General features: G+C 72.2%; 27 protein-coding genes and 1 riboswitch. Of the genes, 21 read left to right on the top strand and 6 right to left on the bottom strand.

The window, feature by feature from the left end; genetic code table 11:
• Window positions 1-35: 35 nt before the first annotated feature.
• The 13 genes from KBX63_RS28410 to KBX63_RS28470 all read left to right on the top strand — a co-directional run bounded on the left by KBX63_RS28410 (window position 36) and on the right by KBX63_RS28470 (window position 9,761).
• Entirely contained in the window at window positions 36-503 is a 468-nt protein-coding gene (locus tag KBX63_RS28410) for a MarR family transcriptional regulator (protein WP_210916541.1), read from the top strand.
• A gap of 295 nt (window positions 504-798) precedes the next feature.
• Entirely contained in the window at window positions 799-1,431 is a 633-nt protein-coding gene (locus KBX63_RS28415; protein ID WP_210916543.1) for a CDP-alcohol phosphatidyltransferase family protein, read from the top strand.
• A complete protein-coding gene (locus KBX63_RS28420) occupies window positions 1,428-2,369 on the top strand; it encodes a DUF881 domain-containing protein (protein WP_210916544.1) in 942 nt (313 codons plus the stop codon). Before KBX63_RS28415 ends, KBX63_RS28420 begins: the two co-directional genes overlap by 4 nt.
• Window positions 2,366-2,698, top strand: coding sequence for a small basic family protein (locus KBX63_RS28425; RefSeq protein WP_007460356.1), 333 nt, complete (start codon window positions 2,366-2,368; stop codon window positions 2,696-2,698). Before KBX63_RS28420 ends, KBX63_RS28425 begins: the two co-directional genes overlap by 4 nt.
• An 11-nt stretch (window positions 2,699-2,709) precedes the next feature.
• Window positions 2,710-3,708 carry a DUF881 domain-containing protein gene (locus KBX63_RS28430; protein ID WP_210916545.1) on the top strand — a complete coding sequence of 333 codons (999 nt, stop codon included), beginning with the start codon at window positions 2,710-2,712 and terminating at the stop codon, window positions 3,706-3,708.
• Window positions 3,709-3,768: 60 nt separating this feature from the next.
• On the top strand, window positions 3,769-4,149 hold the full coding sequence (gene gcvH / locus KBX63_RS28435; protein WP_210916546.1) for a glycine cleavage system protein GcvH: 381 nt from the start codon (window positions 3,769-3,771) through the stop codon (window positions 4,147-4,149).
• 214 nt (window positions 4,150-4,363) lie between these two features.
• Window positions 4,364-4,816: an FHA domain-containing protein gene (locus tag KBX63_RS28440; protein ID WP_007071101.1), complete on the top strand. Its 453-nt coding sequence runs from the start codon at window positions 4,364-4,366 to the stop codon at window positions 4,814-4,816.
• 50 nt (window positions 4,817-4,866) lie between these two features.
• The gene (locus tag KBX63_RS28445; RefSeq protein WP_210916625.1) at window positions 4,867-5,568 is read left to right on the top strand and encodes a MerR family transcriptional regulator; all 702 of its coding nucleotides are present in this window, start codon (window positions 4,867-4,869) and stop codon (window positions 5,566-5,568) included.
• 185 nt (window positions 5,569-5,753) lie between these two features.
• Entirely contained in the window at window positions 5,754-6,218 is a 465-nt protein-coding gene (locus KBX63_RS28450) for a bifunctional nuclease family protein (protein ID WP_210916549.1), read from the top strand.
• Between the two features lie 196 nt (window positions 6,219-6,414).
• Window positions 6,415-7,011: a MerR family transcriptional regulator gene (locus KBX63_RS28455; protein ID WP_210916551.1), complete on the top strand. Its 597-nt coding sequence runs from the start codon at window positions 6,415-6,417 to the stop codon at window positions 7,009-7,011.
• A gap of 363 nt (window positions 7,012-7,374) precedes the next feature.
• Window positions 7,375-7,773 (top strand): group 1 truncated hemoglobin, encoded by a 399-nt coding sequence (locus KBX63_RS28460; protein ID WP_210916553.1) that lies wholly within the window; start codon window positions 7,375-7,377, stop codon window positions 7,771-7,773.
• A gap of 2 nt (window positions 7,774-7,775) precedes the next feature.
• Entirely contained in the window at window positions 7,776-8,954 is a 1,179-nt protein-coding gene (locus KBX63_RS28465; protein WP_210916554.1) for a globin domain-containing protein, read from the top strand.
• Window positions 8,955-9,062: 108 nt separating this feature from the next.
• Window positions 9,063-9,761 (top strand): DivIVA domain-containing protein, encoded by a 699-nt coding sequence (locus tag KBX63_RS28470; protein ID WP_210916555.1) that lies wholly within the window; start codon window positions 9,063-9,065, stop codon window positions 9,759-9,761.
• A gap of 61 nt (window positions 9,762-9,822) precedes the next feature.
• Here the strand turns inward: KBX63_RS28470 and KBX63_RS28475 are convergent, their stop codons facing one another.
• Both KBX63_RS28475 and KBX63_RS28480 read right to left on the bottom strand, forming a co-directional pair.
• Window positions 9,823-10,101, bottom strand: coding sequence for a DUF1905 domain-containing protein (locus tag KBX63_RS28475; RefSeq protein ID WP_210916556.1), 279 nt, complete (start codon window positions 10,099-10,101; stop codon window positions 9,823-9,825).
• A gap of 39 nt (window positions 10,102-10,140) precedes the next feature.
• Window positions 10,141-10,830, bottom strand: a complete 690-nt coding sequence (locus tag KBX63_RS28480; protein WP_210916557.1) for an NAD(P)H-binding protein — start codon at window positions 10,828-10,830, stop codon at window positions 10,141-10,143.
• 129 nt (window positions 10,831-10,959) lie between these two features.
• On the opposite strand from KBX63_RS28480, the gene KBX63_RS28485 reads away from it, so the two are divergent.
• The 3 genes from KBX63_RS28485 to gcvP all read left to right on the top strand — a co-directional run bounded on the left by KBX63_RS28485 (window position 10,960) and on the right by gcvP (window position 16,001).
• Window positions 10,960-12,027 (top strand): MerR family transcriptional regulator, encoded by a 1,068-nt coding sequence (locus KBX63_RS28485; protein ID WP_210916561.1) that lies wholly within the window; start codon window positions 10,960-10,962, stop codon window positions 12,025-12,027.
• Window positions 12,028-12,087: 60 nt separating this feature from the next.
• Window positions 12,088-12,945 carry an NAD-dependent protein deacetylase gene (locus KBX63_RS28490; RefSeq protein WP_210916564.1) on the top strand — a complete coding sequence of 286 codons (858 nt, stop codon included), beginning with the start codon at window positions 12,088-12,090 and terminating at the stop codon, window positions 12,943-12,945.
• 62 nt (window positions 12,946-13,007) lie between these two features.
• Window positions 13,008-13,106, top strand: a riboswitch (glycine riboswitch).
• Window positions 13,107-13,178: 72 nt separating this feature from the next.
• Window positions 13,179-16,001, top strand: a complete 2,823-nt coding sequence (gcvP, locus tag KBX63_RS28495; RefSeq protein ID WP_210916566.1) for an aminomethyl-transferring glycine dehydrogenase — start codon at window positions 13,179-13,181, stop codon at window positions 15,999-16,001.
• A gap of 123 nt (window positions 16,002-16,124) precedes the next feature.
• Here the strand turns inward: gcvP and KBX63_RS28500 are convergent, their stop codons facing one another.
• Window positions 16,125-16,325, bottom strand: coding sequence for a DUF5999 family protein (locus KBX63_RS28500; RefSeq protein ID WP_074310192.1), 201 nt, complete (start codon window positions 16,323-16,325; stop codon window positions 16,125-16,127).
• 123 nt (window positions 16,326-16,448) lie between these two features.
• Here KBX63_RS28500 and KBX63_RS28505 point away from each other — a divergent pair, with 123 nt between their 5' ends.
• Both KBX63_RS28505 and def read left to right on the top strand, forming a co-directional pair.
• Window positions 16,449-17,642: a chorismate-binding protein gene (locus tag KBX63_RS28505; RefSeq protein ID WP_210916569.1), complete on the top strand. Its 1,194-nt coding sequence runs from the start codon at window positions 16,449-16,451 to the stop codon at window positions 17,640-17,642.
• A gap of 31 nt (window positions 17,643-17,673) precedes the next feature.
• Window positions 17,674-18,183 carry a peptide deformylase gene (def, locus tag KBX63_RS28510; protein WP_210916571.1) on the top strand — a complete coding sequence of 170 codons (510 nt, stop codon included), beginning with the start codon at window positions 17,674-17,676 and terminating at the stop codon, window positions 18,181-18,183.
• A gap of 11 nt (window positions 18,184-18,194) precedes the next feature.
• Here the strand turns inward: def and KBX63_RS28515 are convergent, their stop codons facing one another.
• Window positions 18,195-18,965, bottom strand: coding sequence for a GNAT family N-acetyltransferase (locus tag KBX63_RS28515; RefSeq protein WP_210916574.1), 771 nt, complete (start codon window positions 18,963-18,965; stop codon window positions 18,195-18,197).
• A 10-nt stretch (window positions 18,966-18,975) separates the two neighbouring features.
• A complete protein-coding gene (locus KBX63_RS28520) occupies window positions 18,976-19,749 on the bottom strand; it encodes a sulfite exporter TauE/SafE family protein (protein WP_210916577.1) in 774 nt (257 codons plus the stop codon).
• A 195-nt stretch (window positions 19,750-19,944) separates the two neighbouring features.
• Between KBX63_RS28520 and KBX63_RS28525 the strand changes: the two genes are divergently transcribed.
• The 3 genes from KBX63_RS28525 (at window position 19,945) to KBX63_RS35610 (ending at window position 23,760) form a co-directional block, all read left to right on the top strand.
• Complete coding sequence (locus tag KBX63_RS28525; RefSeq protein ID WP_210916579.1) at window positions 19,945-20,724, top strand: endonuclease/exonuclease/phosphatase family protein; 780 nt, start codon at window positions 19,945-19,947, stop codon at window positions 20,722-20,724.
• A 173-nt stretch (window positions 20,725-20,897) separates the two neighbouring features.
• A complete protein-coding gene (locus KBX63_RS28530) occupies window positions 20,898-23,006 on the top strand; it encodes a M14 family zinc carboxypeptidase (protein WP_210916580.1) in 2,109 nt (702 codons plus the stop codon).
• Between the two features lie 97 nt (window positions 23,007-23,103).
• The gene (locus KBX63_RS35610; protein WP_210916581.1) at window positions 23,104-23,760 is read left to right on the top strand and encodes a fasciclin domain-containing protein; all 657 of its coding nucleotides are present in this window, start codon (window positions 23,104-23,106) and stop codon (window positions 23,758-23,760) included.
• A gap of 6 nt (window positions 23,761-23,766) precedes the next feature.
• On the opposite strand, the gene KBX63_RS28540 is transcribed toward KBX63_RS35610, so the two are convergent.
• Window positions 23,767-24,771, bottom strand: coding sequence for a tyrosine-type recombinase/integrase (locus KBX63_RS28540; protein ID WP_210916583.1), 1,005 nt, complete (start codon window positions 24,769-24,771; stop codon window positions 23,767-23,769).

Here is a 24,771-nt window from a genome sequence, read left to right on the forward strand (position 1 = left end):
GCGGGCACCAGCGCGACGACGGCAGGGGACATCGGGTGGAGCGACCTGCGGATCTCGCCTCGGCGATCGACACGGCGGCCGAGACGCTGATCGCCGTGCTCGAGTCGGCGGCGGCGCGACACCAGGTGCCGCCGACCCAGTTGCGGGTCCTGACGCTGATCAGCAGCCGGGCGGAGACCAACGTCAACCGGTTGGCGGAGCTGCTGGACGTGGTGCCCTCCTCCGCCAGCCGCCTCTGCGACCGGCTGGAGGCGACCGGGCTGCTGCGCAGGGTGGCCGATCCGCGCGACCGGCGCGAGGTGCGGTTGGTGCCGACCGCCGCCGCGCAGACCCTGCTGCGGGAGCTGGCCGAACGACGGCAGCGCGCGGTACAGGTCGTGCTGGACCGGATGCCACCCCGGATGCAGCACGATCTGCTGCTGGCGTTGCTCGCGTTCGGAAGGGCGGCGACGCAGGCGACGGTGCCGGACCAGCAGACCGACTCCGCGGTGCGCACCGCCTGACTCCGCGCCAAAGCTCTTCTACTAGCATCCTAGGACGCGTTACGCGTGGTGATCCACACCACAGCGCGACACAGCCGCACCGAACGCCACGCGACGGCACCCAGGGCGCGGGCGAGAGCCCGATATAGTGGCAGCGCACTCACCCGGCCCGTGATCATCGAGATCGCGGGCCGCGTCAGGGAAGAGGTCCCGACCGGGGCCGCAGGGGAGCCGGCGGTGGCCGGCCCGACAGCGCGTACGACCTCCGCCGCGCCCGACGTCGGCCGGGCCCGGGGCGTGCCGCGGAGGAGGTTCGGTGTCGCGTCGGCCGGCTCGGGCAGAGCATCCGCGAGACACCGGTGACCAGACTCCCGGTGACCAGGTGCTCACCCTGCCCAACCTGATCAGCTTCGGGCGCCTGCTGGGCGTGCCGCTCTTCCTCTACCTGTTTCTGGTCGCCCGCGCCGACGTGGCGGCGGTCGTCGTGCTGGCCGTCGGTGGCACCACCGACTGGGTCGACGGCTGGATCGCCCGCCGGTTGCGCCAGGTGAGCAGGCTCGGGGAGCTGCTCGACCCGCTCGCCGACCGGCTCTACATCCTCGCCACGCTGATCGCCTTCACCGCCCGGGAGGTGGTGCCGTGGCAGTTCACCGCGGCGCTGCTGGCCCGGGAGCTGCTGCTGCTCGGTTCGCTGGCCGTGCTGCGCCGCTACGGGTACGGACCGCCGCCGGTGCACTACGTGGGCAAGACCGCCACGTTCCTGCTGCTCGCCGCGTTCCCGGTGCTGCTGCTGGCCACCGCGTCGACCGGTGTGGCGACGGCGGCCGCCGCGATCGGCTGGGGGCTGGCCTGGTGGGGGCTGGTGCTCTACTGGGTGGCCGGTGGAATGTACGTGGTGCAGGCGGCCCGGCTGGTGCGCGCGGCACGGGGCCCGGGAGCGGCGGCATGAGCGCGCCACGGCCCGGGGGTAACCGACCGGAACGCGTGTACGCGCCGGACTTCCTCACCGAACTGTTCCGCAACCCGCTCGACCCGGGCTACGCCGACGCGGCGGCCGCCAGGCGGTCGCGTCCGGCCGAGGCGCCGCAGGGGTGGCGGGCCTGGCCGGCGCGTTCGGTCAGCCTGGTCGTGGTGGTGGTCCTGGGCTTCCTCTTCGCGGTCGCGTACCGGCAGACGATGGCGGACGAGCCGGGGCGCAGCCAGGCACGCTCCGGGCTGGTGGCGCAGATCAAGGATCGGGTGAGCGAGACCGACCGGCTCTCGGCGAGCGCCGACGAGCTGCGCGAGGAGGTCAGTCGGCAGCGGGACGCGGCGCTGAGCGGTTCGGCCGCGGCGCGGTTGCGCAACCTGGAGGCGAGCACCGGGCTGGGTCGCGTGCGCGGGGACGGCGTGGTGGTGCGGCTGGCCGACGCGCCGGGTAACCAGGACGCGGTGACCGGCGCGGGCGCGGGGCCACCGCGGGTGCTTTACAGCGACCTGCAGGGGGTGGCGAACGCGTTGTGGAGCGCGGGCGCGGAGGCGATCGCCATCAACGGGCAGCGGTTGACCTCGACGTCGACGATCCGGTTGGCGGGTGAGGCGATCCTGGTGGACTTCCGGCCGGTGACCGGTCCGTACGAGGTGTCGGCGATCGGCCCGGGCTCGTTGCAGCGGCGGTTCGAGGACAGCCGGAGCGCGGCGCTGATGCAGGAGGTCGCGCGGAAGACGGGCCTGTCGTTCGGGGTGCGGGACGCGGAGGACCTCACCCTGCCGGCCGCTCCGGAGCCGCAGCTACGCTACGCCAAGCCGTCGGTCAGTCCGAGCCCCTCCGCGTCGGGTGGCCGTTCCGGCAGTCCCGGGCCGTCCGGCTCGGGGCCGACCTCTAGCCCCTCCGGAGGTGGCCGATGATCGCGGTGCTGGCGTTGCTCGCCGGTGTGGTGCTCGGCGTGTGGCTCGATCCGACCGTGCCGGCGGCGTTGCAGCCGTACCTGCCGATCGCGGTGGTGGCCGCGTTGGACGCCGTGTTCGGTGGGGTGCGGGCGAAGCTGGATCGGATCTTCGACGACAAGCAGTTCGTGGTGTCGTTCATCTCGAATGTGCTGGTCGCTGGTCTGATCGTGTATCTCGGTGACCAGTTGGGGGTGGGCGGTCAGTTGTCCACCGGTGTGGTGGTCGTGCTCGGGGTGCGGATTTTCGGCAACGTGGCGGCGATCCGTCGGCACCTGTTCCGGGCGTAGGTTTGACGGCGATGAGCGACGAGCAGACCGAGACAGGCACCGGATGGCCGCAGCCGGCGGGTCCGGTGCGGCCGGGCGGGCCGGCGGGTGAGCCGGATCCGCGACCGGACGCGCCGGATCCGGACGAGTTGAGCCCGCTGGCGCCGCATGGGCCGGCGGAGCGGGAGCCGGAGCAGCCGGCCGAGGAGTCCGGGGCGGCGCCGGTGGACGAGGGCGCGACGGTGGACCTGGGCGGTGTGTCGCGGTCGGACGGGTCGACGGGGCCGGTTGAGGAGCCGGTGGCCGCGCCGAGGTCGCTGGCGTTGGGTCGGTTCCGGTGGAGCACGGCCGGGGTGATGATCGTGGCGCTGTTGGCGTTGCTGGGCTTCACGCTGGTGGTGCAGTTCAAGACGACGTCGACGGATCCGACGCTGGGGGCGACGCGGCAGGAGGACCTGGTGCGGATCCTGTCGGACCTGGATGCCCGGGAGAACCGGTTGCAGCAGGACATCCGGGCGTTGGAGGACAGCCAGCGGCAGCTGCGCTCGGGTGAGCAGGGGCGGCAGGCGGCGCTGGACGAGGCGACGCGGCGCGCGGACGAGTTGGGCATCCTGGCGGGCACGTTGCCGGCGACGGGGCCGGGCTTGACCGTGCGGTTCGCTGCCGGCGGCGGTAAGCCGATCTCGGCGAACCAGGTGTTGGACGCGGTGCAGGAGCTGCGGGGCGCCGGCGCGGAGGCGATGCAGATCTCCGGGAGTGATCGGGCGACGGTGCGGATCATCGCGTCGACGTTCTTCCTGGATGGGGAGAACGGGTCGTTGGTGGTGGAGGGGCGTCGGTTGGCGGCGCCGTACACGATCACGGTGATCGGTGACCCGGCGACGATGCGTACGGCGTTGAACATTCCTGGTGGGGTGGTCGCGTCGGTCCAGGGTGTCGGCGGTAACGTGACCGTTGAGGAGCGTGGGGTTGTCGAGGTTTCGGCGCTGCACGCGCCGATCAAGCTGGAACACGCCCGTCCGGTCTCCTGACCGGCGCGGCCGCGCCGGGCCCGGGTGGTCCGGGGCACCGATGGATGAAGGACGCGTCTGGTGATTCCCGAGGATCTTCGATACACCGCCGAGCACGAGTGGGTGGCGGGTGACGGCACCGGTTCGGTCCGGGTCGGCATCACGCACTTCGCGCAGGACGCGTTGGGTGACATCGTGTACGTGCAGTTGCCCGAGGCTGGTGCCGTGGTGGCGGCAGGTGACTCGTTGGGTGAGATCGAGTCGACCAAGAGCGTGTCGGAGATCTACGCGCCGGTGGCCGGTACGGTGGCGGCGCGCAACGACGCGCTGGGCGACACGCCTGAGCTGATCAACACGGAGCCGTATGGCGCGGGTTGGTTGGTGGAGATCACCCCGAATGATCCGACGGCGGTGGACGGGTTGCTGACGGCGGGCGCGTACCGCAAGATCACCGAAGGCTGAGTGTGCTTGATCCGGTGCGTGGGATGTCTGCGCGCGTCCGGTTGCCTTGCATTTCGGCGCTGGCTAGGCTCGCCCAGTCGACCGAGAACCCAATAGTTGAGCGTTGCGGAATTGCCTTCCCGGGCACGGGGAGCCAGCCGCCGGGTGTTCAAGTGCCCGGCGGCCAGACCCGCCATTACCCGACGCCGACCGAACAGATCCGTGAGGTGGTCCCATGACGCGCCCAGACGACGAGTTCCCCCCGCTCGACGTCACTTCGACGCTCAATCTCGGTTCGCTCGACGAAGTGCTGGAGGGGCCGGACACCGATGTGGTGCCGAGCCGGATGTCCGGTTCGTTGCCGCCGGGTATGGCGCTGCTGGTGGTTCGTCGCGGCCCGAATGCGGGTGCCCGGTTCCTGTTGGACCACGATGTGACGACGAGTGGCCGGCACCCGGACAGTGACATCTTCCTCGACGACGTGACGGTGTCGCGGCGGCACGCGGAGTTCCACCGTGACGGTGGCACGTTCACGGTGCGGGACGTCGGCAGCCTGAACGGCACGTATGTGAATCGTGAGCGCGTCGAGGCGGCCACCTTGAGCAATGGTGACGAGGTTCAGATCGGTAAGTTCCGGGTGGTGTTCATCGCCGGTCCGCGCCCGGAGGAGGAGGCCGGCCGGGGGTGAACGAGCCTGCGGCCTCCACGCCACCCGGGGCGGCCCGGTCCCAGCCGCTGATGAGCATCGGTGAGGTGCTGGGGCAGTTGCGGGTGGATTTCCCGGACACGACGATTTCGAAGCTGCGGTTTCTCGAGGCCGAGGGGCTGGTTGAGCCGCAGCGGACGGCGGCGGGTTACCGGAAGTACAGCTGGGACGATGTGGCGCGGTTGCGGTTCGTGTTGACCGCGCAGCGGGACAAGTACCTGCCGTTGCGGGTGATCCGTGAGCAGTTGGCGGAGTGGGACTCGTCCGGTGAGCAGCCGGGCCGGTCGCGGCCGGCGTTGGTCGCGGTGGGGCCCGATGGTGCGGTGCCGGGTCGGGAGCCGGTGGAGCCGGCCGAGTCGTCGCAGGTGCGGCTCGGCCGGGCTGAACTGGTGGCCCGCAGCGGGATCGACGAGTCGACGTTGGTCGAGCTGGAGCGCCTCGGTGTGCTGGTGTCGGATCCGCCTGGGTGGTATGACGGCGATGCGTTGATCATCGCGTCGGCGGTGGCGGGGTTGGCGGCGTACGGCTTGGAGCCCCGGCATCTGCGGGGTTACCGGACGGCGGCGGACCGTGAGGTCGGGTTGTTCGCGCAGTTGGTGGCGCCGTTGGCGCGCCAGAGTGATCCGGCGGCGCGGGCGCGGGCGGCGGAGACGGCGCGGGAGCTGGTGGCGTTGTCGGAGCAGTTGCACGCCGCGTTGGTGCGGGTGGGGTTGCGCTCGACGTTGGGTCGGTGAGGGTGCCCGGCGGGTGGCGGCTGAGCGGAAAGATCTCTTTCCGGAAGCGTGCCGTAGGCTTGCCGGGGTAACCCCTTTCTGGCGCGGGCGTGGTGCTGTAGCGCATGGGACGGCCGTGTCGCGGTCCGTGTACCGTGCAGGGAAGGGCGCGGTGCGGCGTAGGTGACAACGACACGGAGGCGGCGGTGCGCGAGCTGAGCGTGGTCGGAGTTCGGGTGGAGCTGCCCAGCAACCAGCCGATCGTCCTGCTCAGGGAGGTCGAGGGGGACCGCTATCTGCCGATCTGGATCGGCGCGGTCGAGGCCACGGCTATCGCTTATGAGCAGCAGGGGGTCAAGCCGGCCCGACCGTTGACGCATGATCTTCTGCGGGACGTGTTGACGGCGTTGCAGGCGCCTTTGCAGGCGGTGGAGATCACCGAGCTCAAGGAGAACGTCTTCTACGCGGATCTGTTGATCGGCGACGGGGTGCGGGTGTCGGCGCGGCCGAGCGATTCGATCGCTCTGGCGTTGCGGGTCGGTGCGCCGATTCGTTGTGCCGAGCAGGTCCTCAGCGAAGCGGGGATCGTCATCCCGGATGAGCAGGAGGACGAGGTGGAGAAGTTCCGCGAGTTCCTGGAGCAGGTGCGTCCGGAGGACTTCGCGGGCTGAGCCGGTCTGCCCGGCCCTTTCTCGGGGCGTCACGGTGGGTGATCCGTGGCGCTTCTGGTGATCTTTCTCGGTGGCTGCGCGGCGTGTCGCGTCGGTTCCTCCGTGGTAACCCCTGAAGGTGGCTATAGGGTTGCCGTGTCGAGGGGTGCGCGTCCCGGAAACGACGCGTCGCCACACTGACGGGGAGGTTGTCCGGATGCACGAGCCGCGGGATCCTGATCCGGGTACGGAGTTGAACGAGCCGGGTGTGGCGTCGCCGGGTGTGGCGACTGAGGGTGACGGTTCGGTGGGCTACCGGGGTGTGACGGCATGTCACGCGGTGGGCATCAGTTACCGGCAGCTGGATTACTGGGCGCGGACGGCGCTGGTGGTGCCGAGCGTGCGTGACGCCTCGGGTTCGGGGACGCAACGGTTGTACTCGTTCCGCGACCTGGTGGTGTTGAAGGTCGTGAAGCGGTTGTTGGACGCGGGGGTGTCCCTGCAGAACATCCGCAAGGCGATCGAGGCGCTGCGGTCGCGTGGTGTGGAGGACCTGGCCGGCATCACGCTGATCTCCGATGGGACGACGGTGTACGAGTGCCGGTCGCCGGAGGAGGTGGTCGACCTGTTGCAGGGTGGCCAGGGCGTGTTCGGGATTGCGATCGGCGGGGCTTTCAAGGAGATCCAGGGTTCGTTGTCGCATCTGCCGGCGGAGCCGGCGGCGAGCGGCCCGGCGGAGCCGGTGGTGGCGTCCGGGTCGGATCCGGTGGGCGACGAGTTGGCGGCGCGGCGGGCGCGGCGGCGGGCTGGCTGAGCGTCGGTTGTGCCGTCCGGGCTGTCGACGCACCCGGTTTTCACGTTTGGTTTCCAACGCCGGTCGGTGACTGACGGTCAGGCCGGCGGGTGTCTGTTGGCGTCGTGGAGCGGACGGCACCTACTGTTGATGACAGTGGGTGCCGTCGTGTTTGCCCATTGTGGATGGTCGCGCCAGTCGCGGTGACGCCGTGTGTCGGGCTGTTGTCAGGAATCCGATAGGGGGGCGCTGACCGGAAAACGCCAACACGCTATGGTCCGTCACGGTCCCCGGTGTGTCGCCGTGGCATGACGATGTCGCTCCGGTGGGCCGCCGCCCCTCCGCGCCGACCCCGCGCGACCCTCCATCCCGGAAGGAACGACCGTGACGGTTACCGAAGAAGCCGCTCCCGCCTCGCACTACGACCGCATTGGCGGCGCCAGCTCGGTCAAGGCGGCCGTCGAGCTGTTCTACGACAAGGTGCTCGCCGACCCGGACCTGGCGGGCTACTTCGCCGATGTGAACATGCCGGGTCAGCGGCGGCACCTGACGTTGATGTTGACCGTGGTACTGGGCGGTCCGAACGAGTACGCGGGCCGCGGGTTGGCCGAGGCGCACCAGCCGCTGAACATCCCGGTGGAGCACTACGTCAAGGTGGGTGAGCACCTGACCGTGACGCTGGCTGAGCTGGGTGTGCCGGCGGACATCCTGGCCGACGTGCAGACGGTGCTGGGGCAGGTGCAGGACCAGGTGGTGGCCGCCGGGAACCGTCCGGGCGTCTGACCGTGGACGCGGCTCGACTCAAGCAGAGCTGGTCCCTGGTCGCCGGGCACGGCGACCAGGTGCCGCTCTATTTCTATTCGACGTTGTTCCTGACCCATCCCGAAACGCGGCAGATGTTCCCGACGAACATGGCCGGGCAGCGGGACCGGCTGGTGACCGCGCTCGGGCACATCGTGTCCAACGTGGACCAGGTGGATCATCTGGTGGGTTTCCTGCGGGACCTCGGCGCGGACCACCGCAAGTTCGCGGTCCGCGCGGAGCACTACCCGGCGGTCGGTGAGGCGCTGCTGGCGACGTTGCAGCATTTCCTGGCCGAGCAGTGGACCGAGGAGTTGGCGCAGGACTGGGCGGCGGCGTACGGGCTGGTCGCGCAGGTGATGATGGAGGCCGCGCAGGCCGCCGAGACGGTGAATCCGCCGTGGTGGGTGGCGGAGATCGTCGCGCATGAGCGGCGGGCGTTCGACGTGGCGGTGCTGACGCTGCGCCCGCAGTACCTGCTGCCGTTCACTCCGGGTCAGTCCATCGGGGTGTCGCATCCGTCGGTGCGCTCGTGGCGGTACTACTCACCGGCGAACGCCCCGCGCGCGGACGGCACCCTGGAGTTGCACGTGCGGGCCGCGCCGGGTGGTGCGGTGTCCTCGCGGCTGGTGTACGGCTCGGCGGTGGGTGACCGCGTCCACCTGGCGGCGCCGGTGGGGGATCGGCTGTCGTTGTGGTCGGCGGGCTCCAGCGATCTGCTGTTGCTGGCGGCGGGCACCGGCTGGGCGCCGGTGAAGGCGTTGGTGGAGCAGGTCGCCGCGGAGGGTTCCCACCGGCGGGTCGACCTGTACGTGGGTGCCCGCTCACGCAGCGAGTTCTACGACAGCGACGCGATCGACAAGTTGGCGTCGTCGTGCCCGTGGTTGACGGTGACCTACGTGGTGGGTGCCGACATGAACCGGTCGGGGGAGTTCGTGCACGCCGTGGACCGGGCGTTGGCCGACGGTGACTGGCGCTCGCGGCACGTGTACGTGTGCGGGTCGGACGAGATGGTTTCGCATGCGGTGCAGACGTTGGTCCGGGCGGGTTACCACTCGGATCAGGTGCACCACGAGGGCCTGGGCAAGCACTGGTACGGCCCGGCCTGGCGTACGGCGGTGGAGCAGTCGACCGCTGGTGACACTTCCGGAGGTGTTCGGTGAGCGCGAGGAGTGAGCTTGCGAGCCCCGCAGTCGCGAACGAGAGGCGGGTCCGGTGAGCGCGAGGAGTGAGCTTGCGAGCCCCGCAGTCGCGAACGAGAGGCGGGTCCGGTGAGCGCTACCCCGATCAGCCGGTACGACGGCGTGCAGGTCGCCGGCGGTGTGCAGGTGCGGATGACCGCGGACCGGGTCCGGCGGTGGGAGTTCGGCTCGGCGTCGTTTGGTCGGCGCGGTTATGACAACGCCGACGTGGACCGGTTCCGGGTGCAGGTCGCCGATGAGCTGGACCTGTTGGCGACGCAGGTCGCGCATCTGCGCGCGGAGAACGAGCGGCTCAACAACCGGGTGGAGTTGCACCGGCACGGCGTGATCCCGAGCGCGGGCGCGGCGGCGAAGGTGCCGGCGGCCAAGGAGGTGAATCTGCTCTCCGCGGCGCAACGGGAGGCGGAGCAGATCATCGCGCAGGCGCACGACTACGCGCGGCGGGTCGCCGAGTACGCCCGGGTGCAGTACGAGAGCTACATGCAGGCGGCGGCGGAGGAGGCGAAGCAGGAGGCCGAGCGGGCGGTGACGGATTACCGCAGTTCGGCCGGGTCGAGCTTCGACGACACGGTGGCGACCCGGGAGGCGCTGCGGATCTTCGGCGAGATGATGGTGTCGCACATGCAGGCGGCGGCGCGTCATCTCGACGACGGCAGCGAGCAGTTGGCCCGCACGATGGACCGGATCGCGAAGGAGACGCCGGGGGCGCCGTTCGCCGTCGGCGCGGCGGGGCAGGCGGCGCTGCCGCGTCACCAGCAGCCGCGGTGACTCCTCGGATGGGGTTCGCCGCGTGGCGGACCCCATCCGGGTGGCGCCGGCCGGGCCGTGGTCAGCTGAGGCGTTGGTCGAGGTGGAAGCTGACCTGGGCGCCGGCTTCGCTCTTGCCGATGAGCTTGCACAGGGCGGCCCGGATGGGCAGCCAGTGCGGGCCGGTGCCCGAGGGCATGAGGGTGGCGCTGAACGGGTGACCGTCGATGGTGCCGGTGACCTTGACGGCGCGGCGGGTGCCGAGCAGCTCCGCGGAGTCGGGCACCGTCACGTAGGTGGTGAAGGCGCCGTCCTTCTCGATCGGCGCGGTGAAGTGGTGGTCGAGTGGCTGCGCGGTCATTGCTCTCCTCACGTCGGTGTGACGGCGGTGGGCCCGACGTCAGGGTGTGCCGAGTGGCGCGTCCGGTTCGCCTGCGGCGGTGATGGCACGGACGGCGTCGGCGGTCGGTGTCGGCCCGTTGACGAGTTCCAGGGTCTCGCCGGCGGTGCGTGGTTCGTCGAGCAGCGCGACGAGCACCAGGGCGACGTCGGCGCGGGTGACCGCGCCGCGCCCGGCGTGTGCGGCGAGGGTGACGCGTCCGGTGGGTTCGTCGTCGGTGAGCCGGCCGGGTCGCAGCACCGTCCAGTCCAGGTCGCGGTCGCGCAGGTCGTCCTCGGCGGCCCGCTTGGCCCGCAGGTACGCCGCCCACACGTCGTCGCTGCCGGCGGCCGGTGGGGCGTCCACACCCATGGAGGAGACCAGCAGGTAGCGGCGGACGGCGCCGTGGGTGGCGGCGTCGGCGAGCAGCGCGGCGGCGGCCCGGTCGACGGTGTCCTTGCGGGCGGCGCCGCTGCCGGGGCCGGCGCCCGCGGCGAAGATCACCGCGTCGGCGCCGTCGAGGTGCGCGGCGAGGTCGGTGACGTCGGTGTGTTCCAGGTCGCAGACGACCGGGGTGGCGCCGGCGGCGCGCAGCGCGGCGGCCTGTTCGGGGTTGCGGATCAGGCCGACGGCGGTGTCGCCGCGCGCGGCGAGGTGACGCTCCAGCAGCAGGGCGATCTTGCCGTGACCTCCGGCGATGACGACACGCATGCGCCCAACCTAACCGGCGGGTGCTGAGCGAGTCGGGTTCGTGGGCTGAGGTCCCTTGACCTTGACCTTCGGGCAACCCCCAGCCTGGTGTGTGCCGGTCGCCGAGACCGGCACGAGGAGGATGTCGACGTGGGGCTGCTGACCATCGGGGCGTTCGCCCAGGCGGCGAGACTGACGCCGAAGGCGTTGCGCCTGTACGACCAGGTGGGGGTCCTGCCGCCGGCCGCGGTCGATCCCGAGTCCGGATACCGGCTCTACGACCCGGCTCAGCTGCCGTTGGCCCGGCTGGTCGCCCAGCTCCGTCGCATCGGCATGCCACTGGCGGAGATCCGCGTCGTCTGTGGCCTGGAGCCCACGGCCGCGGCTGAGGCGATCACCGCGTACTGGCAGCAGGTGTCGGCCGACACCGCGGCTCGCGCCCGGCTCGCCACCATCCTCGTGGACCACCTGTCCGAAGGGGGCACCACGATGTGTCAACCGAATTCCACCGTTGCCGTCCGCTACGCCACCGGCTGTGACACCGGGATCGTGCGTGACAGCAACGAGGACGCCGCGTACGCCAGCGAGCGGTTGCTTGCCGTCGCTGACGGCATGCGAGGACCGGGCGGCGCTGCCGCCAGCGCTGCCGCCATCGACTCCATCAAACCGTTGGAACTCGCCGATGCGCCGGCTGCTGACCTGCTGACGATGCTCGCCGGTGCGGTCACCGACGCCGACCGCACCGTGCGCGGGCTGGCGACCGGTGACCACCAGCCGGTCACCACGCTGACCGCGCTGCTGCGCAGCGGCTCACAGCTGGCCCTCGTGCACATCGGTGACACCCGGGCCTACCTCCTGCGCGACGGCGAGTTGTCCCTGCTGACCCAGGACCACACCTGGGTGCAGGCCCAGGTGGATCAGGGCAGGCTCGACCGCGACCAGGCCGCCGCGCATCCTCAGCGCGCTGTGCTGGTGCGTGCCCTCGGTGGCGGCCCGCGGGTCGAAGCGGATCTTGCGCTTCGCACCGCCCTGCCCGGTGATCGGTACCTGCTGTGCTCCGACGGGCTGTCCGCCGTCGTCGACCGGGCCGATCTGCGGTCGACGCTGAGCGCGGCAACCGATCCCGAGCACACGGTGCGGAGACTGATCGATCTGGCTCACGCCGCAGGGGCGCCGGACAATATCGCCTGCGTCATCGCCGACATCGTCGCGGTGTAGTCACCACCACAGGCCCGCGGGGGTTCGGCGGCGGCGGGTGCGTTGAGGCAGCATGGTGGGGTGACGGAGAGCCTGGACGCGTTGACCTCGCTGCTGGCCGGTGGTCAGGTGGTGGTGCTCAGCGGGGCCGGCCTGTCCACCGAGTCGGGCATTCCGGACTACCGGGGGCCCAGCGGCGTGGCCCGCCGCCACACCCCGATGACCTTCCAGGCGTTCACCCGTGATCCGGTCGCGCGGCGGCGCTACTGGGCGCGCAGCCACCTGGGGTGGCGGTTGATCGCCCGGGCGGCGCCGAACGCCGGGCACCGCGCGGTGGCGCGGCTGCAGCACGCCGGCCTGGTCGACGCGGTGATCACGCAGAACGTCGACGGGTTGCACGGCGCGGCGGGCAGCGGGTCGGTGGTCGAGTTGCACGGCCGCCTGGACGAGGTGACCTGCCTGGACTGCGGCAACCTGACCTCCCGGGAGGAGGTGGACCGGCGGCTGCGCGAGGCCAACCCGGATTTCGTGGCCCGGGTCGCCGCGGTGAACCCGGACGGTGACGTGGATCTCCCCGATGAGCAGGTGGCCGCGTTCCGGCCGGTGGACTGCGGGATCTGCGGCACCGGGATGTTGAAACCGGACGTGGTGTTCTTCGGTGAGACGGTGCCGCCGCAGCGGGTGGCGCACTGCTTCGCGCTGGTGGAGCGGGCTCGGGCGGTGCTGGTGCTCGGGTCGTCGTTGACGGTGATGTCGGGGCGTCGGTTCGTGATCCGGGCCGCGAAAGGGGGCATTCCGGTGGCGATCGTCAATCAGGGGCCGACCCGGGGTGACGGGTACGGCGCCCTGCGCGTCGACGCGCCGTTGGGGGCGCTGCTGCCGGCGCTGGCCGAACGGGTCACCGGCGGCGCGGCGGTGGTGACCCCGGCCGGGGTGTGACGCCGGCCCGGGGTCGGACATCTGCCGGAAACACCGGCGCTGGTAGCGTTGACCATGCCGGTACCACCCACGTGGGAGAGACCGCCCGACAGCACCCGGGGCGGCGCCGAAGGGGCAAATCCTCCCCGGAACCTCTCAGGCAAAAGGACCTCGTGGGCAGGCACTGTGGAGCACCCTGCGGGTGCGACAGAGGGGGAGGCCGATCCGTCGACCTCGTCCCGGGAGCGCCCCCCATGACCGTAGAGCAGTTCGCCACCCGTCACATCGGTCCCGGCCCGGACGACGAGCGCCGGATGTTGGAGGTCGTCGGGCACGGCTCGATCGACGAGCTGATGGACGCCGCGATCCCCGAGGTGATCCGCTGGCACGGCACCCTGGACCTGCCGGACCCGGCCACCGAGGCCGAGACGATCGCCGAGCTGCGGGCCCTGGCGGCGCGCAACACCGTCGCGGTGTCGATGATCGGGCTGGGCTACCACGGCACGCACACCCCGGCGGTGATCCGCCGCAACGTGCTGGAGGACCCGGCCTGGTACACGGCGTACACGCCGTACCAGCCGGAGATCAGCCAGGGCCGCCTCGAGGCGCTGCTGAACTTCCAGACCATGGTCACCGACCTGACCGGCCTGGCCACCGCGAACGCGTCGATGCTCGACGAGGGCACCGCCGCGGCGGAGGCGATGACCCTGGCCCGCCGCGCGTCGAAGAGCAGGAGCGCGGTGTACGTGGTCGACGCCGACGCGCTGCCGCAGACCATCGCGGTGATCACCAGCCGGGCGGAGCCGCTCGGCATCGAGGTGCGGGTCGTCGACGTGGAGCGCGATGAGCTGCCCGGTGAGTTCTTCGGCCTGCACCTGCAGTACCCGGGGGCGTCCGGCGCGGTACGCGATCACGCGGCGCTTGTCGAGGCCGCGCACGCCGTCGGCGCCCTGGTCACCGTCGCGGCGGACCTGCTGGCCTTGACGCTGCTGCGCGCGCCGGGGGAGATCGGCGCGGACATCGCCGCCGGCACCACCCAGCGCTTCGGCGTACCCATGGGCTTCGGTGGGCCGCACGCCGGTTACCTGGCGGTCCGTTCTGGCCTGGAGCGGATGCTGCCCGGGCGTCTCGTCGGGGTGTCCCGCGACGCGGACGGCAACCCTGCCTACCGGCTGGCGTTGCAGACCCGCGAGCAGCACATCCGGCGGGAGAAGGCCACCAGCAACATCTGCACCGCGCAGGTGCTGCTCGCGGTGATGGCCGGCATGTACGCCGTCTACCACGGCCCGGACGGGCTGCGGGACATCGCGGAGCGTACCCATGGCATGGCGGCGCGGCTCGCGGCCGGGCTGCGCGCCGGCGGGGTGCGGGTCGCCGATGTCGCGTTCTTCGACACCGTCACCGCGACCGTGCCGGGCGCGGCCGCCGAGGTGGTGGCCGCCGCCGCCGAGCGTGGCGTCAACCTGCGGCTGGTCGACGCCGACCGGGTTGGTGTCTCCTGCGACGAGACGACCACCGTCGAGCACCTGGCGGCGGTGTGGGCGGCGTTCGGCGTGCCGACGTTCGACGGCGGCGTCGACCCGGCGGTGCCGACCGGTCTTCGCCGCACGAGCGACTTCCTCACCCACCCGGTGTTCCGCAGTCACCACTCGGAGACGGCGATGCTGCGCTACCTGCGGCGGCTGTCGGACTTCGACTACGCCTTGGACCGGGGGATGATCCCGCTCGGGTCGTGCACGATGAAGCTCAACGCGACCACCGAGATGGAGCCGGTCAGCTGGGCGGAGTTCGCGCACATCCACCCGTTCGCCCCGGACGCGCAGACCGCCGGGTACCGGGAGCTGATCGGGCAGCTGGAGTCGTGGCTGGCCGAGGTGACCGGCTACGACGCGGTCAGCGTGCAGCCCAACGCCGGCTCCCAGGGTGAGCTGGCCGGGCTGCTGGCCATCCGGGCCTGGCACCGCAGCCGCGGCGAGGCGCACCGCGACGTGTGCCTGATCCCCTCCTCGGCGCACGGCACCAACGCGGCGTCGGCGGTGATGGCCGGCATGCGGGTGGTCGTGGTGGCCTGCGACGACGACGGCAACGTCGACCTGGTGGACCTGGACGCGAAGATCGACAAGCACCGGGGCGCGCTGGCCGCGATCATGGTGACGTACCCGTCGACGCACGGGGTGTACGAGACGGGCATCGCGCAACTGTGCGCGAAGGTCCACGACGCCGGCGGGCAGGTGTACGTCGACGGCGCGAATCTCAACGCTCTCGTGGGGTTCGCCAAGCCGGGCAAGTTCGGCGCGGACGTGTCACACCTGAACCTGCACAAGACGTTCTGCATCCCGCACGGCGGCGGCGGTCCGGGTGTGGGTCCGGTGGCGGTGCGGGCGCACCTGGCGCCGTTCCTGCCCGGTGACCCGCTGGGCGCGCACGTCGACGCCACGCCGGCGATCTCGGCGGCGCGGTACGGGTCGGCGGGGATCCTGCCGATCCCGTGGGCGTACCTGCGGATGATGGGCGCGGCCGGGCTGACCCGGGCGACCGGGGTGGCGGTGCTGGCCGCGAACTACGTGGCGGCGCGGCTGCGCGGGCATTTCCCGGTGCTGTACGCCGGCAACAAGGGCCTGGTGGCGCACGAGTGCATCCTGGACCTGCGGCCGCTGACGAAGGCGACCGGGGTGAGCGTGGACGACGTGGCGAAGCGGCTGATCGACTACGGCTTCCACGCGCCGACGATGTCGTTCCCGGTGGCCGGGACGCTGATGGTGGAGCCGACCGAGAGCGAGGACCTGGCCGAGCTGGACAGGTTCTGCGACGCGATGATCGCGATCCGGGCGGAGATCGACCAGGTCGCCTCGGGGCGGTGGCCGGCCGGGGACAACCCCCTGGCGAACGCGCCGCACACCGCGGCGATGGTCAGCGGTGACGAGTGGCCGCACCCGTACCCGCGGTCGGTGGGCGCGTACCCGGCCGGGGTGGACCGGGCCGGGAAGTACTGGCCGCCGGTGCGGCGGATCGACGGCGCGTACGGCGACCGGAACCTGGTCTGCTCGTGCCCGTCGCCGGAGGCCTTCGAGGACTGACGGCGGGGTGCCGGGGTGGGCGGTGTGGCCGCCCCGGCAGCCGCGCCGACCTGGGCGGGGACGTCCCGTACCGGGGGACTAGCCTGGGTCGACGGCGGCGATTCGGTGACGCTGGGTGGTCGATCAGGCCACGAGGGCGTGTCGGGCGGGGCCGCGGTGCGGGGCGATGCTGCTGCCGTCGGGGAGCAGCTCGCCGGTGTCCTCGAACACGATGACACCGTTGCAGAGCAGGCTCCAGCCCTGCTCAGGGAAGCAGGCGAGGACGCGGGCGGCTTCCCGGTCGATGGCTTCGGCGGAGGGGCAGGTCGGTTGGTGCTGGCACATCGGGTTCTCCGGACTGTGGGGGCACTGTGTCATGGTTCACATGACCAGTGACGCACAGTACCAAGCGAAAGTGTCCAGCATCGAGCAGGTGCCGGTCCGGTCCACCGGAAATCCACTGAACGGATGAGGAAGGTTGGGCCATACGGCGTGGAAACGCTCCCACAGGTGCTGGTCGATGCACCCGCGGCGCCGCCCGGTTGCCGGGGCGCGCTCGTCGAGCGCGCCCGCCTGCAGTGGCGCCGCGCCGACGGCGGCGACCCCGCCGCGCTCGCCGAGGAGTTCCTCGCCGCGCACGGCCTGGCGCTGCACGACCTGACCCGGCCCGTCACCGCGCACCCCGCCACCGGCGCCTACGGCGCCGCGCTCTACCTGTCCGCCGCCGCCGGAGCGCAGCTGGCTGGCGCCCCGGCCGAAGCGCCCGACCCCGCGCCCGCCCTGCCCGACCTCGCCGTCGTCGTCTACGACCACGGCCCCACCCGCGCCACGCCACCCGGCCCGCCGGCGCCCTGGCGGCTCGGTGCGTGGACCGAGAGCTGGACCCCACGCCAGCACGCCGACGCCGTCGACGCGGTCCGCGCCGCCATCGGCCGCGGCGACGTCTACCAGACCAACCTCGTCGGCCACGCCGCCGCCCGATACACCGGCGACCCGCTGCCCGCCCTGAGCCGCCTCGGCGCGCTGCCCGGCGCCCGCTACGGCGGCGTGCTCACCGGCGACGGCTGGGCGATCGGCTGCGCCTCCCCGGAGACCCTCGTCGAGGTCACCGGCGGGCAACTGACCACCAGACCCATCAAAGGCACCCGCCCGGCCACCGCCGCCGGCCGCGCCGAACTGCTCGCCAGCGCGAAGGAACGCGCCGAACACATCATGATCGTCGACCTGGAACGCAACGACCTGGCCCGCATCGCCCGCACCGGCACCGTCCGCGTCGACGACCTGTTCGCCGTACGCCGCTGGTGCGACCTGTGGCAGGCCGAGTCCACCGTCCGCGCCACCGTCGCCGACGGCCTCGGCCTGGCCGACCTGCTGCGCGCCACCTGCCCCGGCGGCTCGGTCACCGGCGCCCCGAAACTCGCCGCCCTGGCCCAGATCGACGCCCTCGAACCCGTCGGCCGAGGCGCCAGCATGGGCGCGCTGGGCTGGGTCGCCCCCGGCCGGATCGACCTCGGCCTGACCATCCGCACCGCCGCCGCCGACGGCGCCAGGATGCACACCTGGGCCGGCGGCGGCATCACCTGGGACAGCGACCCCACCGCCGAGGTCGCCGAGGCCGCCGCCAAGACCGCCCCGATCCGCGCCACCCTGGCCGGACGCTGACCCCGCCGCCACCGGCGATACGCTGACCCACATGACCATGCGGCCCATCCGGATCATCGGCGACCCCGTGCTACGCACCCCGTGCGAGCCGATCACCACCTTCGACGCCGAACTGCGCGCCCTGGTCACCGACCTGATGGACACCCTTCTCGGCGCACCCGGCCGGGCCGGCGTCGCCGCCCCGCAGATCGGGGTCAGCGCCCAGGTGTTCGTCTACGACGCCGACGGGCACCGCGGCCACCTCATCAACCCCACCATCGAACTGTCCGAGGAACGCCAGGACGACGAGGAGGGCTGCCTGTCCATCCCCGGCCTGTACTTCCCGACCCAGCGGGCCATGCACGCCACCGCCCACGGCGTCGACCAGCACGGCGAGCCACTGACCATCGCCGGCAGCGGTTTCCTCGCCCGCGCCCTGCAACACGAGGCCGACCACCTGCGCGGCACCCTCTACGTCGACACCCTGCGCGGGGACATCCGCCGCCGCGCCCTGCGCGAGATCCGCGCCGGCCGGTTCGACTCACCCAGCCGCCGCCGCTGACCTCCCGCCGCCTACCAGGCGGTCAGCGTGTACTCGTCGTACTCGGCGACCCGGGTGAAACCCACCCGCTCGTACAACCGCACACCCGCCGCGTTGTCCGCCTTCACGTTCAACGTGACGTGCTCGACGGACTCGCGCAGCCGGACGCACAGCGCCGCCACCACCGCCGCGCCCAGACCCCGCCCACGCCAGCGCGGATGGGTCGTGACGTTTCCCAACGCCGCCACCCGGTAGGCCGGCGACCACACGTGCACCCCGGCCACCGCCCGCAGCTCACCGCCGTCACGCACCCCCACGTACTGCCCGGTGTCCAGCATCCGCGGATCGAACCAGTTCTGCGGGTACGCCCGCGCGTACAACCGGCGCAGCGGCGGCAGATCCGCCGCGCCGAGCACCACGCCCGCCGGGCGTACCAGCGCGAGGCGGGCCGGGTCGGTCAACGCCATCCGATGATGCCGGCCACCGGACTCCAGCCGGAACGACCCGGCCAGGGCGTCGGTCAGCCCGGGGGACAGGTGCGCGTACAGCCGGGCGGGCAGCACCGGCGCCACCTCGGCCAGCAACGCCGCCAGCGGCGCGGTGTCCGCCGGCGCCGCGAACGCCAGCAGCGTCGGCGGATCCACCCCGTGATACAGCAACGCGACCTGCTCACCCCGGCGGAACCACGAGGTGTACGGCCAGAAGAAGTCGTCCAGGTCGCCCAACTGGTAGGCGTGCAGCACCGGATCACGCCCCAGCAGCTCCGCCAGGACCGCCCGGTCGTGCTCCGCGCGCACCGCCATCAGCGCCGGCTCACCGGGCCAACCACTGGTCGTGGCCGAGCTTGGCGACCAACGCCACCACCACCACCAGCAGCACCACCCGCACGAACCCCGACCCGCGGCGCAACGCCATCCGCGCCCCCAGCACCGCGCCGGCGATGTTGCACACCGCCATCCCCGCTCCCAGCAGCCACCACACGTGCCCGGTCACCCCGAACACCACCAGCGCACCCAGGTTCGTGCCCGCGTTGACGACCTTCGCCATCGCCGAGCCGTGCACGAAGTCCGCACCCACCAGCGCGGTGAACGCCAGCACCAGGAACGTGCCGGTGCCCGGACCGATCAACCCGTCGTACAGCGCCACACCCACCCCGGCCACCGCGACCACCACCGCCACCCGCACCGGCGTCCGCCGCTGCGGCACCGCCACCACCCCCAGCCGCGGCCGCAGCAGCACGAACACCGCCACCGCCACCAGCACCACCAGCACCACCGGCCGGTACGCCGACGCCGGCACCGCACCGGCCAGCGCGGCACCCACCCCGGCGCTGAACACCGCCAGCCCCGCCGCCGGCCCCGCCACCCGCCAGTCGACCTTCGTGCGCCGGGCGTACGTCGCCGCCGCCGTGGCCGTGCCGAAAATAGCGGCCAGCTTGTTGGTGCCCAGCGCGGTGGCCACCGGCAGCCCGGGCGCGGCCACCAGCAACGCCGGCAACAGCAGCAGACCACCACCACCGACCACGGCGTCGACCCAGCCGGCCAGGGCCGCGGCGGCCAGGAGAGTGCTCAGCGATACGGCGTCCACGGGCGGCAATTCTCCCCACCCCCACCCGCCCGGCCCGCACCGAAGTGGCCAGCCTCACTCCCGCGCCCGCACCTCAACGACCCCGCGCCCGCCGCAACCACACCCCCAACGCGCCCATCGCCACGAACACCAGCACCGAACACAGCAGCAGTTTCACCACCCGGCAACCCTGCCACGGGGACGTAGGGTGCAGGAGTGCGCCTGGCCACCTTCAACGTGCTGCACGGACGATCCCTGACCGACGGGCTCGTCGACCCCGACCGACTCACCGCCGCCGTGCGCGCCCTCGACGCCGACGTGCTGGCCCTGCAGGAGGTCGACCGCGACCAGAGCCGCAGCGGCAACCTCGACCTCACCGCCATCGCCGCCCGCGCCCTCGACGCACCCCACCACCGCTTCGCCGCCGCCGTCGTCGGCACCCCCGGCGAACGGTTCCGCCCCCTGCGCCACGACGACGACGGCCACGGCGAACCCTGCTACGGCATCGGCCTGATCAGCCGCCACCCCGTCCGCAGCTGGCAGGTCACCCGGCTCAAGCCCGCACCCGTACGCTCCCCGGTCTACGTGCCCGGCCCCGGCGGCGGCCTCGTCCTGCTGCACGACGAACCCCGCGTCGTGCTCGCCGCCGTCCTGGACACCCCGCACGGCCCGCTCACCGTCGCCGCGACCCACCTGTCCTTCGTCCCCGGCTGGAACGCCCGCCAACTACGGCAGACCGTCCGCGCCCTACGCGCGCTGCCCGCCCCCCACGTCCTGCTCGGCGATCTCAACCTGCCCGCCGGCGCGGCCCGGCTCATCTCCGGCTGGCACCCCCTGGGCCGGCGCCCCACCTACCCCGCCGGGCAACCCCGCGTCCAACTCGACCACATCCTCGCCGACCGGCACGCCCTCGATCAGCTCCCACCGGTACGCGCGGTCACCACTCCGCTGTCCACCATCTCCGACCACCGGCCCCTGCTGGTCGACCTGGGCTGAGACCGTCACCCCGTACGGCCCCACCACGGCGGTCCCGGTGTCTAGGGTGGGCTCACCGACACCGCCGCCGAGCCCGGGCCCAGCCGCAAGATTCCCTCAAGATCTTTGCATTGACGATCTCCGACGAGAATGCTGATCGATACGCGCGCCACGATCAACCAGTCGGAGGCCACATGAGACCCCAGCGGTCCACCCTCATCGCCGTGTCCGCCCTGCTCGCCGTCACCCTCACCACCGCACCAAGCCCCGCAAACGCCCAGAGCGCGGCAGAACCCAACCAGGTCGCCGCCCTCACCGTCCGCCAAGCCGACGGGTACGCCACCCTCGCCTGGCAACCCGTCGACGGCGCCACCGACTACCAGATCGAACGCACCGCCGTCGACGCCAACGGCACCCCCACCGGCGCACCGACCATCGTCGGCATCTGGCGCCCCAACCGCCAGATCAACCAGGGGTCACCCACCTTCGCCGACTCCGGATTCAACCCCGGAGACACGTTCCAGTGGCGGGTACGCGCCCGCGCCGGCACCACCGAACAGCCCTACTCCGCCCCGGTCGTCGCCGCCACCACCGTGCCCTGGGGCAACCCCGGCACCCCCGGCGAGCAACTGCGCACCCAGTGGGAGACCACCCACGCCGCCCAGTACACCAGCGACACCGACGAGTACGCCTACACGGCCGCCATCGACGCCCTCAGCGACCGCGTCCGCGTCGTCGAACTCGGCCGCACCGTCCAGAACCGACCCGTCAACATGCTGGTCATCGGCCACCCCACCCCGCCGGCCACCCCCGCCGCCGTCGCCGCCACCGCACCCGTGGCCATCAACTGCAACGTGCACGGCAACGAGCCCGGCGACCGCGAGGCCTGCCTCATCATGGCCCGGCAACTCGCCTTCAGCACCGACCCCCGCATCACCGACCTGCTCAGCCACACCACCGTCCTGATCGTCCCCACCATCAACGGCGACGGCCGGGCCGCCAACACCCGCGGCAACTCCACCGGACAGGACCTCAACCGCGACTACTCACTGATCCGCCAACCCGAGACCGCCGCGTACATCAAGATGGTCCGCGACTACCGACCCGTCGCCGGCTACGACGGCCACGAGTACGGCAACTCCCGCGCCGGCGACCTGCCGATGCTGCCGCCCCGACACCAGAACGTCGCCCAACCGATCTTCGACCAGTCCCAGGACATGATCGAAGGCCACATGTACGCCAAGGGCGCCGAAGCCGGCTGGTGGGCCTGCCCCTACGGCTGCGAAGGCGGCGGCAACGTCGGCCTCAGCGAGGAAACCATCCTGCGCAACACCCTCGGGCTCAAGAACGTCGCCAACTCGCTGCTGGAACTGCGCAGCTCCGGCGGCCAGACCCGACCCGACGAGGGCAACACCGCCAACAACCGGCGCCGCAAGACCTACTCGGCCCTGTGGACCTTCCACCAGTTCCTCGACTACCACCGCGCCGACCGCGGCCAGATCCTCACCTCCCGCGCCGAAGCCATCGAGATCCAGGCCGCCAACACCGGCCGCCTCGTCTTCCGCGGCTCCCGACCGATCCCCGCCCACCCCGCCCCGCACCCCGGCGACAGCCCTCCGCCGCTCGACGCGCCCCGGGCCGACCTCATCCTCGACAACGCCCCGTGCGCCTACAGGCTCACCGACGAGCAGTACAACGGCGCACGCACCGACGGACCGGGCGGCGTGGGCACCACCGTGGCACAGCGCATCGCCGCACACGGCTGGAAGGTCATCAAGACCGGCGACGGCTGGTACGTACCCCTCAACCAGCCCGAACGCGGCCTGATCCCACTGCTGCTCGACACCAAGGGCGTGGAGAAGCTGACCGACGGCGAACGCATCTACCCGACCCTCACCGGCCGACGCAACGGCCCACTGGTCGTCTCCGGCTTCACCTGCGCCGCCGACGCCACCATCAACGGCCCGGTCACCGTCCGGGCCGGTGCGGCGCTCGTCGCGACCGGAACGACCATCAGCGGCCCGGTCAGCGCCACCCGCGCCGCCGGCATCGTCCTCGCCGACAGCGCCGTCAACGGCCCGGTCCAGATCACCAGCACCACCGACGCGGTCTCCATCATCGACGTCACGATCGCCGGCCCGGTCAGCCTGTCCGGCAACACCACCGGCACCGACGCACCCCTGCTGGCCGGCAGCACCATCCGCGGCCCGCTCAGCTGCACCGCGAACAGCCCCGCCCCGATCAACCTCGGCGTGGCCAACACCGTGCACGGTCCGCGCACCACCCAGTGCGCGGCACTGTGACCGTCAGCTAGCCGAGCCGGTGTGCCGGCGGTGCGGGCACCACGCCCCGCGCCGCCGGCACACCGCACCCGCCAACCCCCGACCCGTGGAGTCCGCCGTGCCGCAGACAACCCGCCCCCGGTCTCGCGCTCTCCGCCTCCTCGTGCCGGCCCTGCTGCTGGCCACCATCGCCTGCACCGGCACCCCCGCCGGGTCCACAACGGACGTGCAGCCACCGCACAACACCAGCGCACCCCAGGTCACCGGACCACTCTGCGCCGCCCTGCCCACCGGCACCGAACCCGGAAACCCGACGTTCCTCGCCGGCCAACCCGTCGACCAGGCGCTGCGGTGGATCCCCACCCTCACCACGTTCGAGGCGGCCCTGCGCACCAGCGGCGTCCTCGCCGACCTGCCCACCGGCACCGGCATCACCATCCTGGCGCCCTCCGACGACGCCTTCGCCGCCAAGTTCTCCGAGGACAACTGGGACGACCTGATGGCCCGCCACACCGACCAGCTGCGCACCCTGCTCAAGGCACACCTGATCGCCGGCGCCCACCCCATCGACGAACTGGTGACCGCCGGCGCCACCACCACCCTCGACGGCGCCACCGCCACCGTCACCCGCACCGGACCCACCGCCCGCCTCGCCGACCGGGCCGACGCGGTGTGCGCCGACTACCAGGCCACCAACGCACGCATCCACATCATCAACGCGGTGCTCGGCCCACTGCCCACCACCGCCAACGACACCGACCACCGGGCCCACTGACGGCGCTCACCGCGCCTGGTCCACCGGCACCAGGGCGGCCAGCGCCCGGTTGGTACGGTTGGCCCGCACCGCGTCACGCTGCTGATCGGCCGTCACCTCGATGTACGTCTGCGACGACGCCAACGACGCGTGCCCCAGCAACCGCATGATCTCCGCCGCGCTCGCACCGTCCTCGGCCAGCCGCGTCGCGAACGTGTGCCGCAGCGCGTGCAACCGCGCACCGCGCGGCACCCGGTCACCGATCCCCGCCCGCCGGTAACACGACTCCACCAGATACTGGAGCCCACCGCGACGCAACGGCTCGCCCCGCCGGTCCACCAGCAACGCCGAGTCCGGGCGTACCGACCGCGACCCGAAGCGCCGGACCCGACTGTCCAGGTAGTCCACCAGCACCCGGTCCAGGTCCGCCTCGATCGGCACCACCCGGGGCCGCCCACCCTTGCCGACCACCTCGATTCGCCGTTCACCTGGCCGACCGGCCAGTGCGCCGACCCGCAGCGCCAGCAGCTCCGACAGCCGCAGCCCCGCGCAGAGCGCCACCGCCAGCACCGCAACGTCCCGCTCCGGCCACGGGTCGCGCTGCCGGCCGTCGTCGCGCGCGGCCGAGGCCAGCAGCAGCTCGGGTGTGTCCGCCCCGCGCAGCGGCTTCGGCTGGGGGAGCAGGGCCCGGGGCCGGCCGACCGCCGGCATCGGATTGCCGGCCACGACCCCGTCCGCCACCAGGAACGTGAAGAAACTGTTCCAGGTGGACCAGGCCCGGTGTACCGACGCGGGCGCGCGGGGCGCGGCGAACCGGGCGAACGCGGCCCGCATCACCCGGGGGGACAGATCGGTGATCGACAGCGCGGCACGGGGGAGGGGAGTGGTGACGTCCTCGGCGATCAGGGCGGCCACCGCCCGCAGGTCCCGCCGGTACGCCGCCAGGGTGTGCGGGGAGGGCTTGCGGGTCGCCCGTGCGGTCAGGAACTCCTCGATCAGCACCTCGAGCGAGTCGTCCTGTTTGTCATGCAT

Origin of the sequence: Micromonospora sp. U21 (assembly GCF_018070045.1) — a bacterium.
GTDB lineage: Bacteria > Actinomycetota > Actinomycetes > Mycobacteriales > Micromonosporaceae > Micromonospora.

Excerpts from the sequence above, each read along its gene's own strand:
- gcvP (WP_210916566.1), top strand. The coding sequence starts at position 13,179 with ATGACCGTAGAGCAGTTCGCCACCCGTCACATCGGTCCCGGCCCGGAC.
- KBX63_RS28445 (WP_210916625.1), top strand. The coding sequence starts at position 4,867 with ATGAGCATCGGTGAGGTGCTGGGGCAGTTGCGGGTGGATTTCCCGGAC.
- KBX63_RS28455 (WP_210916551.1), top strand. The coding sequence starts at position 6,415 with ATGCACGAGCCGCGGGATCCTGATCCGGGTACGGAGTTGAACGAGCCG.
- KBX63_RS28430 (WP_210916545.1), top strand. The coding sequence starts at position 2,710 with ATGAGCGACGAGCAGACCGAGACAGGCACCGGATGGCCGCAGCCGGCG.
- KBX63_RS28505 (WP_210916569.1), top strand. The coding sequence starts at position 16,449 with ATGAGGAAGGTTGGGCCATACGGCGTGGAAACGCTCCCACAGGTGCTG.
- KBX63_RS28530 (WP_210916580.1), top strand. The coding sequence starts at position 20,898 with ATGAGACCCCAGCGGTCCACCCTCATCGCCGTGTCCGCCCTGCTCGCC.
- KBX63_RS28540 (WP_210916583.1), bottom strand. The coding sequence starts at position 24,771 with ATGCATGACAAACAGGACGACTCGCTCGAGGTGCTGATCGAGGAGTTC.
- KBX63_RS28425 (WP_007460356.1), top strand. The coding sequence starts at position 2,366 with ATGATCGCGGTGCTGGCGTTGCTCGCCGGTGTGGTGCTCGGCGTGTGG.
- KBX63_RS28440 (WP_007071101.1), top strand. The coding sequence starts at position 4,364 with ATGACGCGCCCAGACGACGAGTTCCCCCCGCTCGACGTCACTTCGACG.
- KBX63_RS28420 (WP_210916544.1), top strand. The coding sequence starts at position 1,428 with ATGAGCGCGCCACGGCCCGGGGGTAACCGACCGGAACGCGTGTACGCG.
- KBX63_RS28515 (WP_210916574.1), bottom strand. The coding sequence starts at position 18,965 with ATGGCGGTGCGCGCGGAGCACGACCGGGCGGTCCTGGCGGAGCTGCTG.
- KBX63_RS28475 (WP_210916556.1), bottom strand. The coding sequence starts at position 10,101 with ATGACCGCGCAGCCACTCGACCACCACTTCACCGCGCCGATCGAGAAG.
- KBX63_RS28500 (WP_074310192.1), bottom strand. The coding sequence starts at position 16,325 with ATGTGCCAGCACCAACCGACCTGCCCCTCCGCCGAAGCCATCGACCGG.
- def (WP_210916571.1), top strand. The coding sequence starts at position 17,674 with ATGACCATGCGGCCCATCCGGATCATCGGCGACCCCGTGCTACGCACC.
- KBX63_RS28480 (WP_210916557.1), bottom strand. The coding sequence starts at position 10,830 with ATGCGTGTCGTCATCGCCGGAGGTCACGGCAAGATCGCCCTGCTGCTG.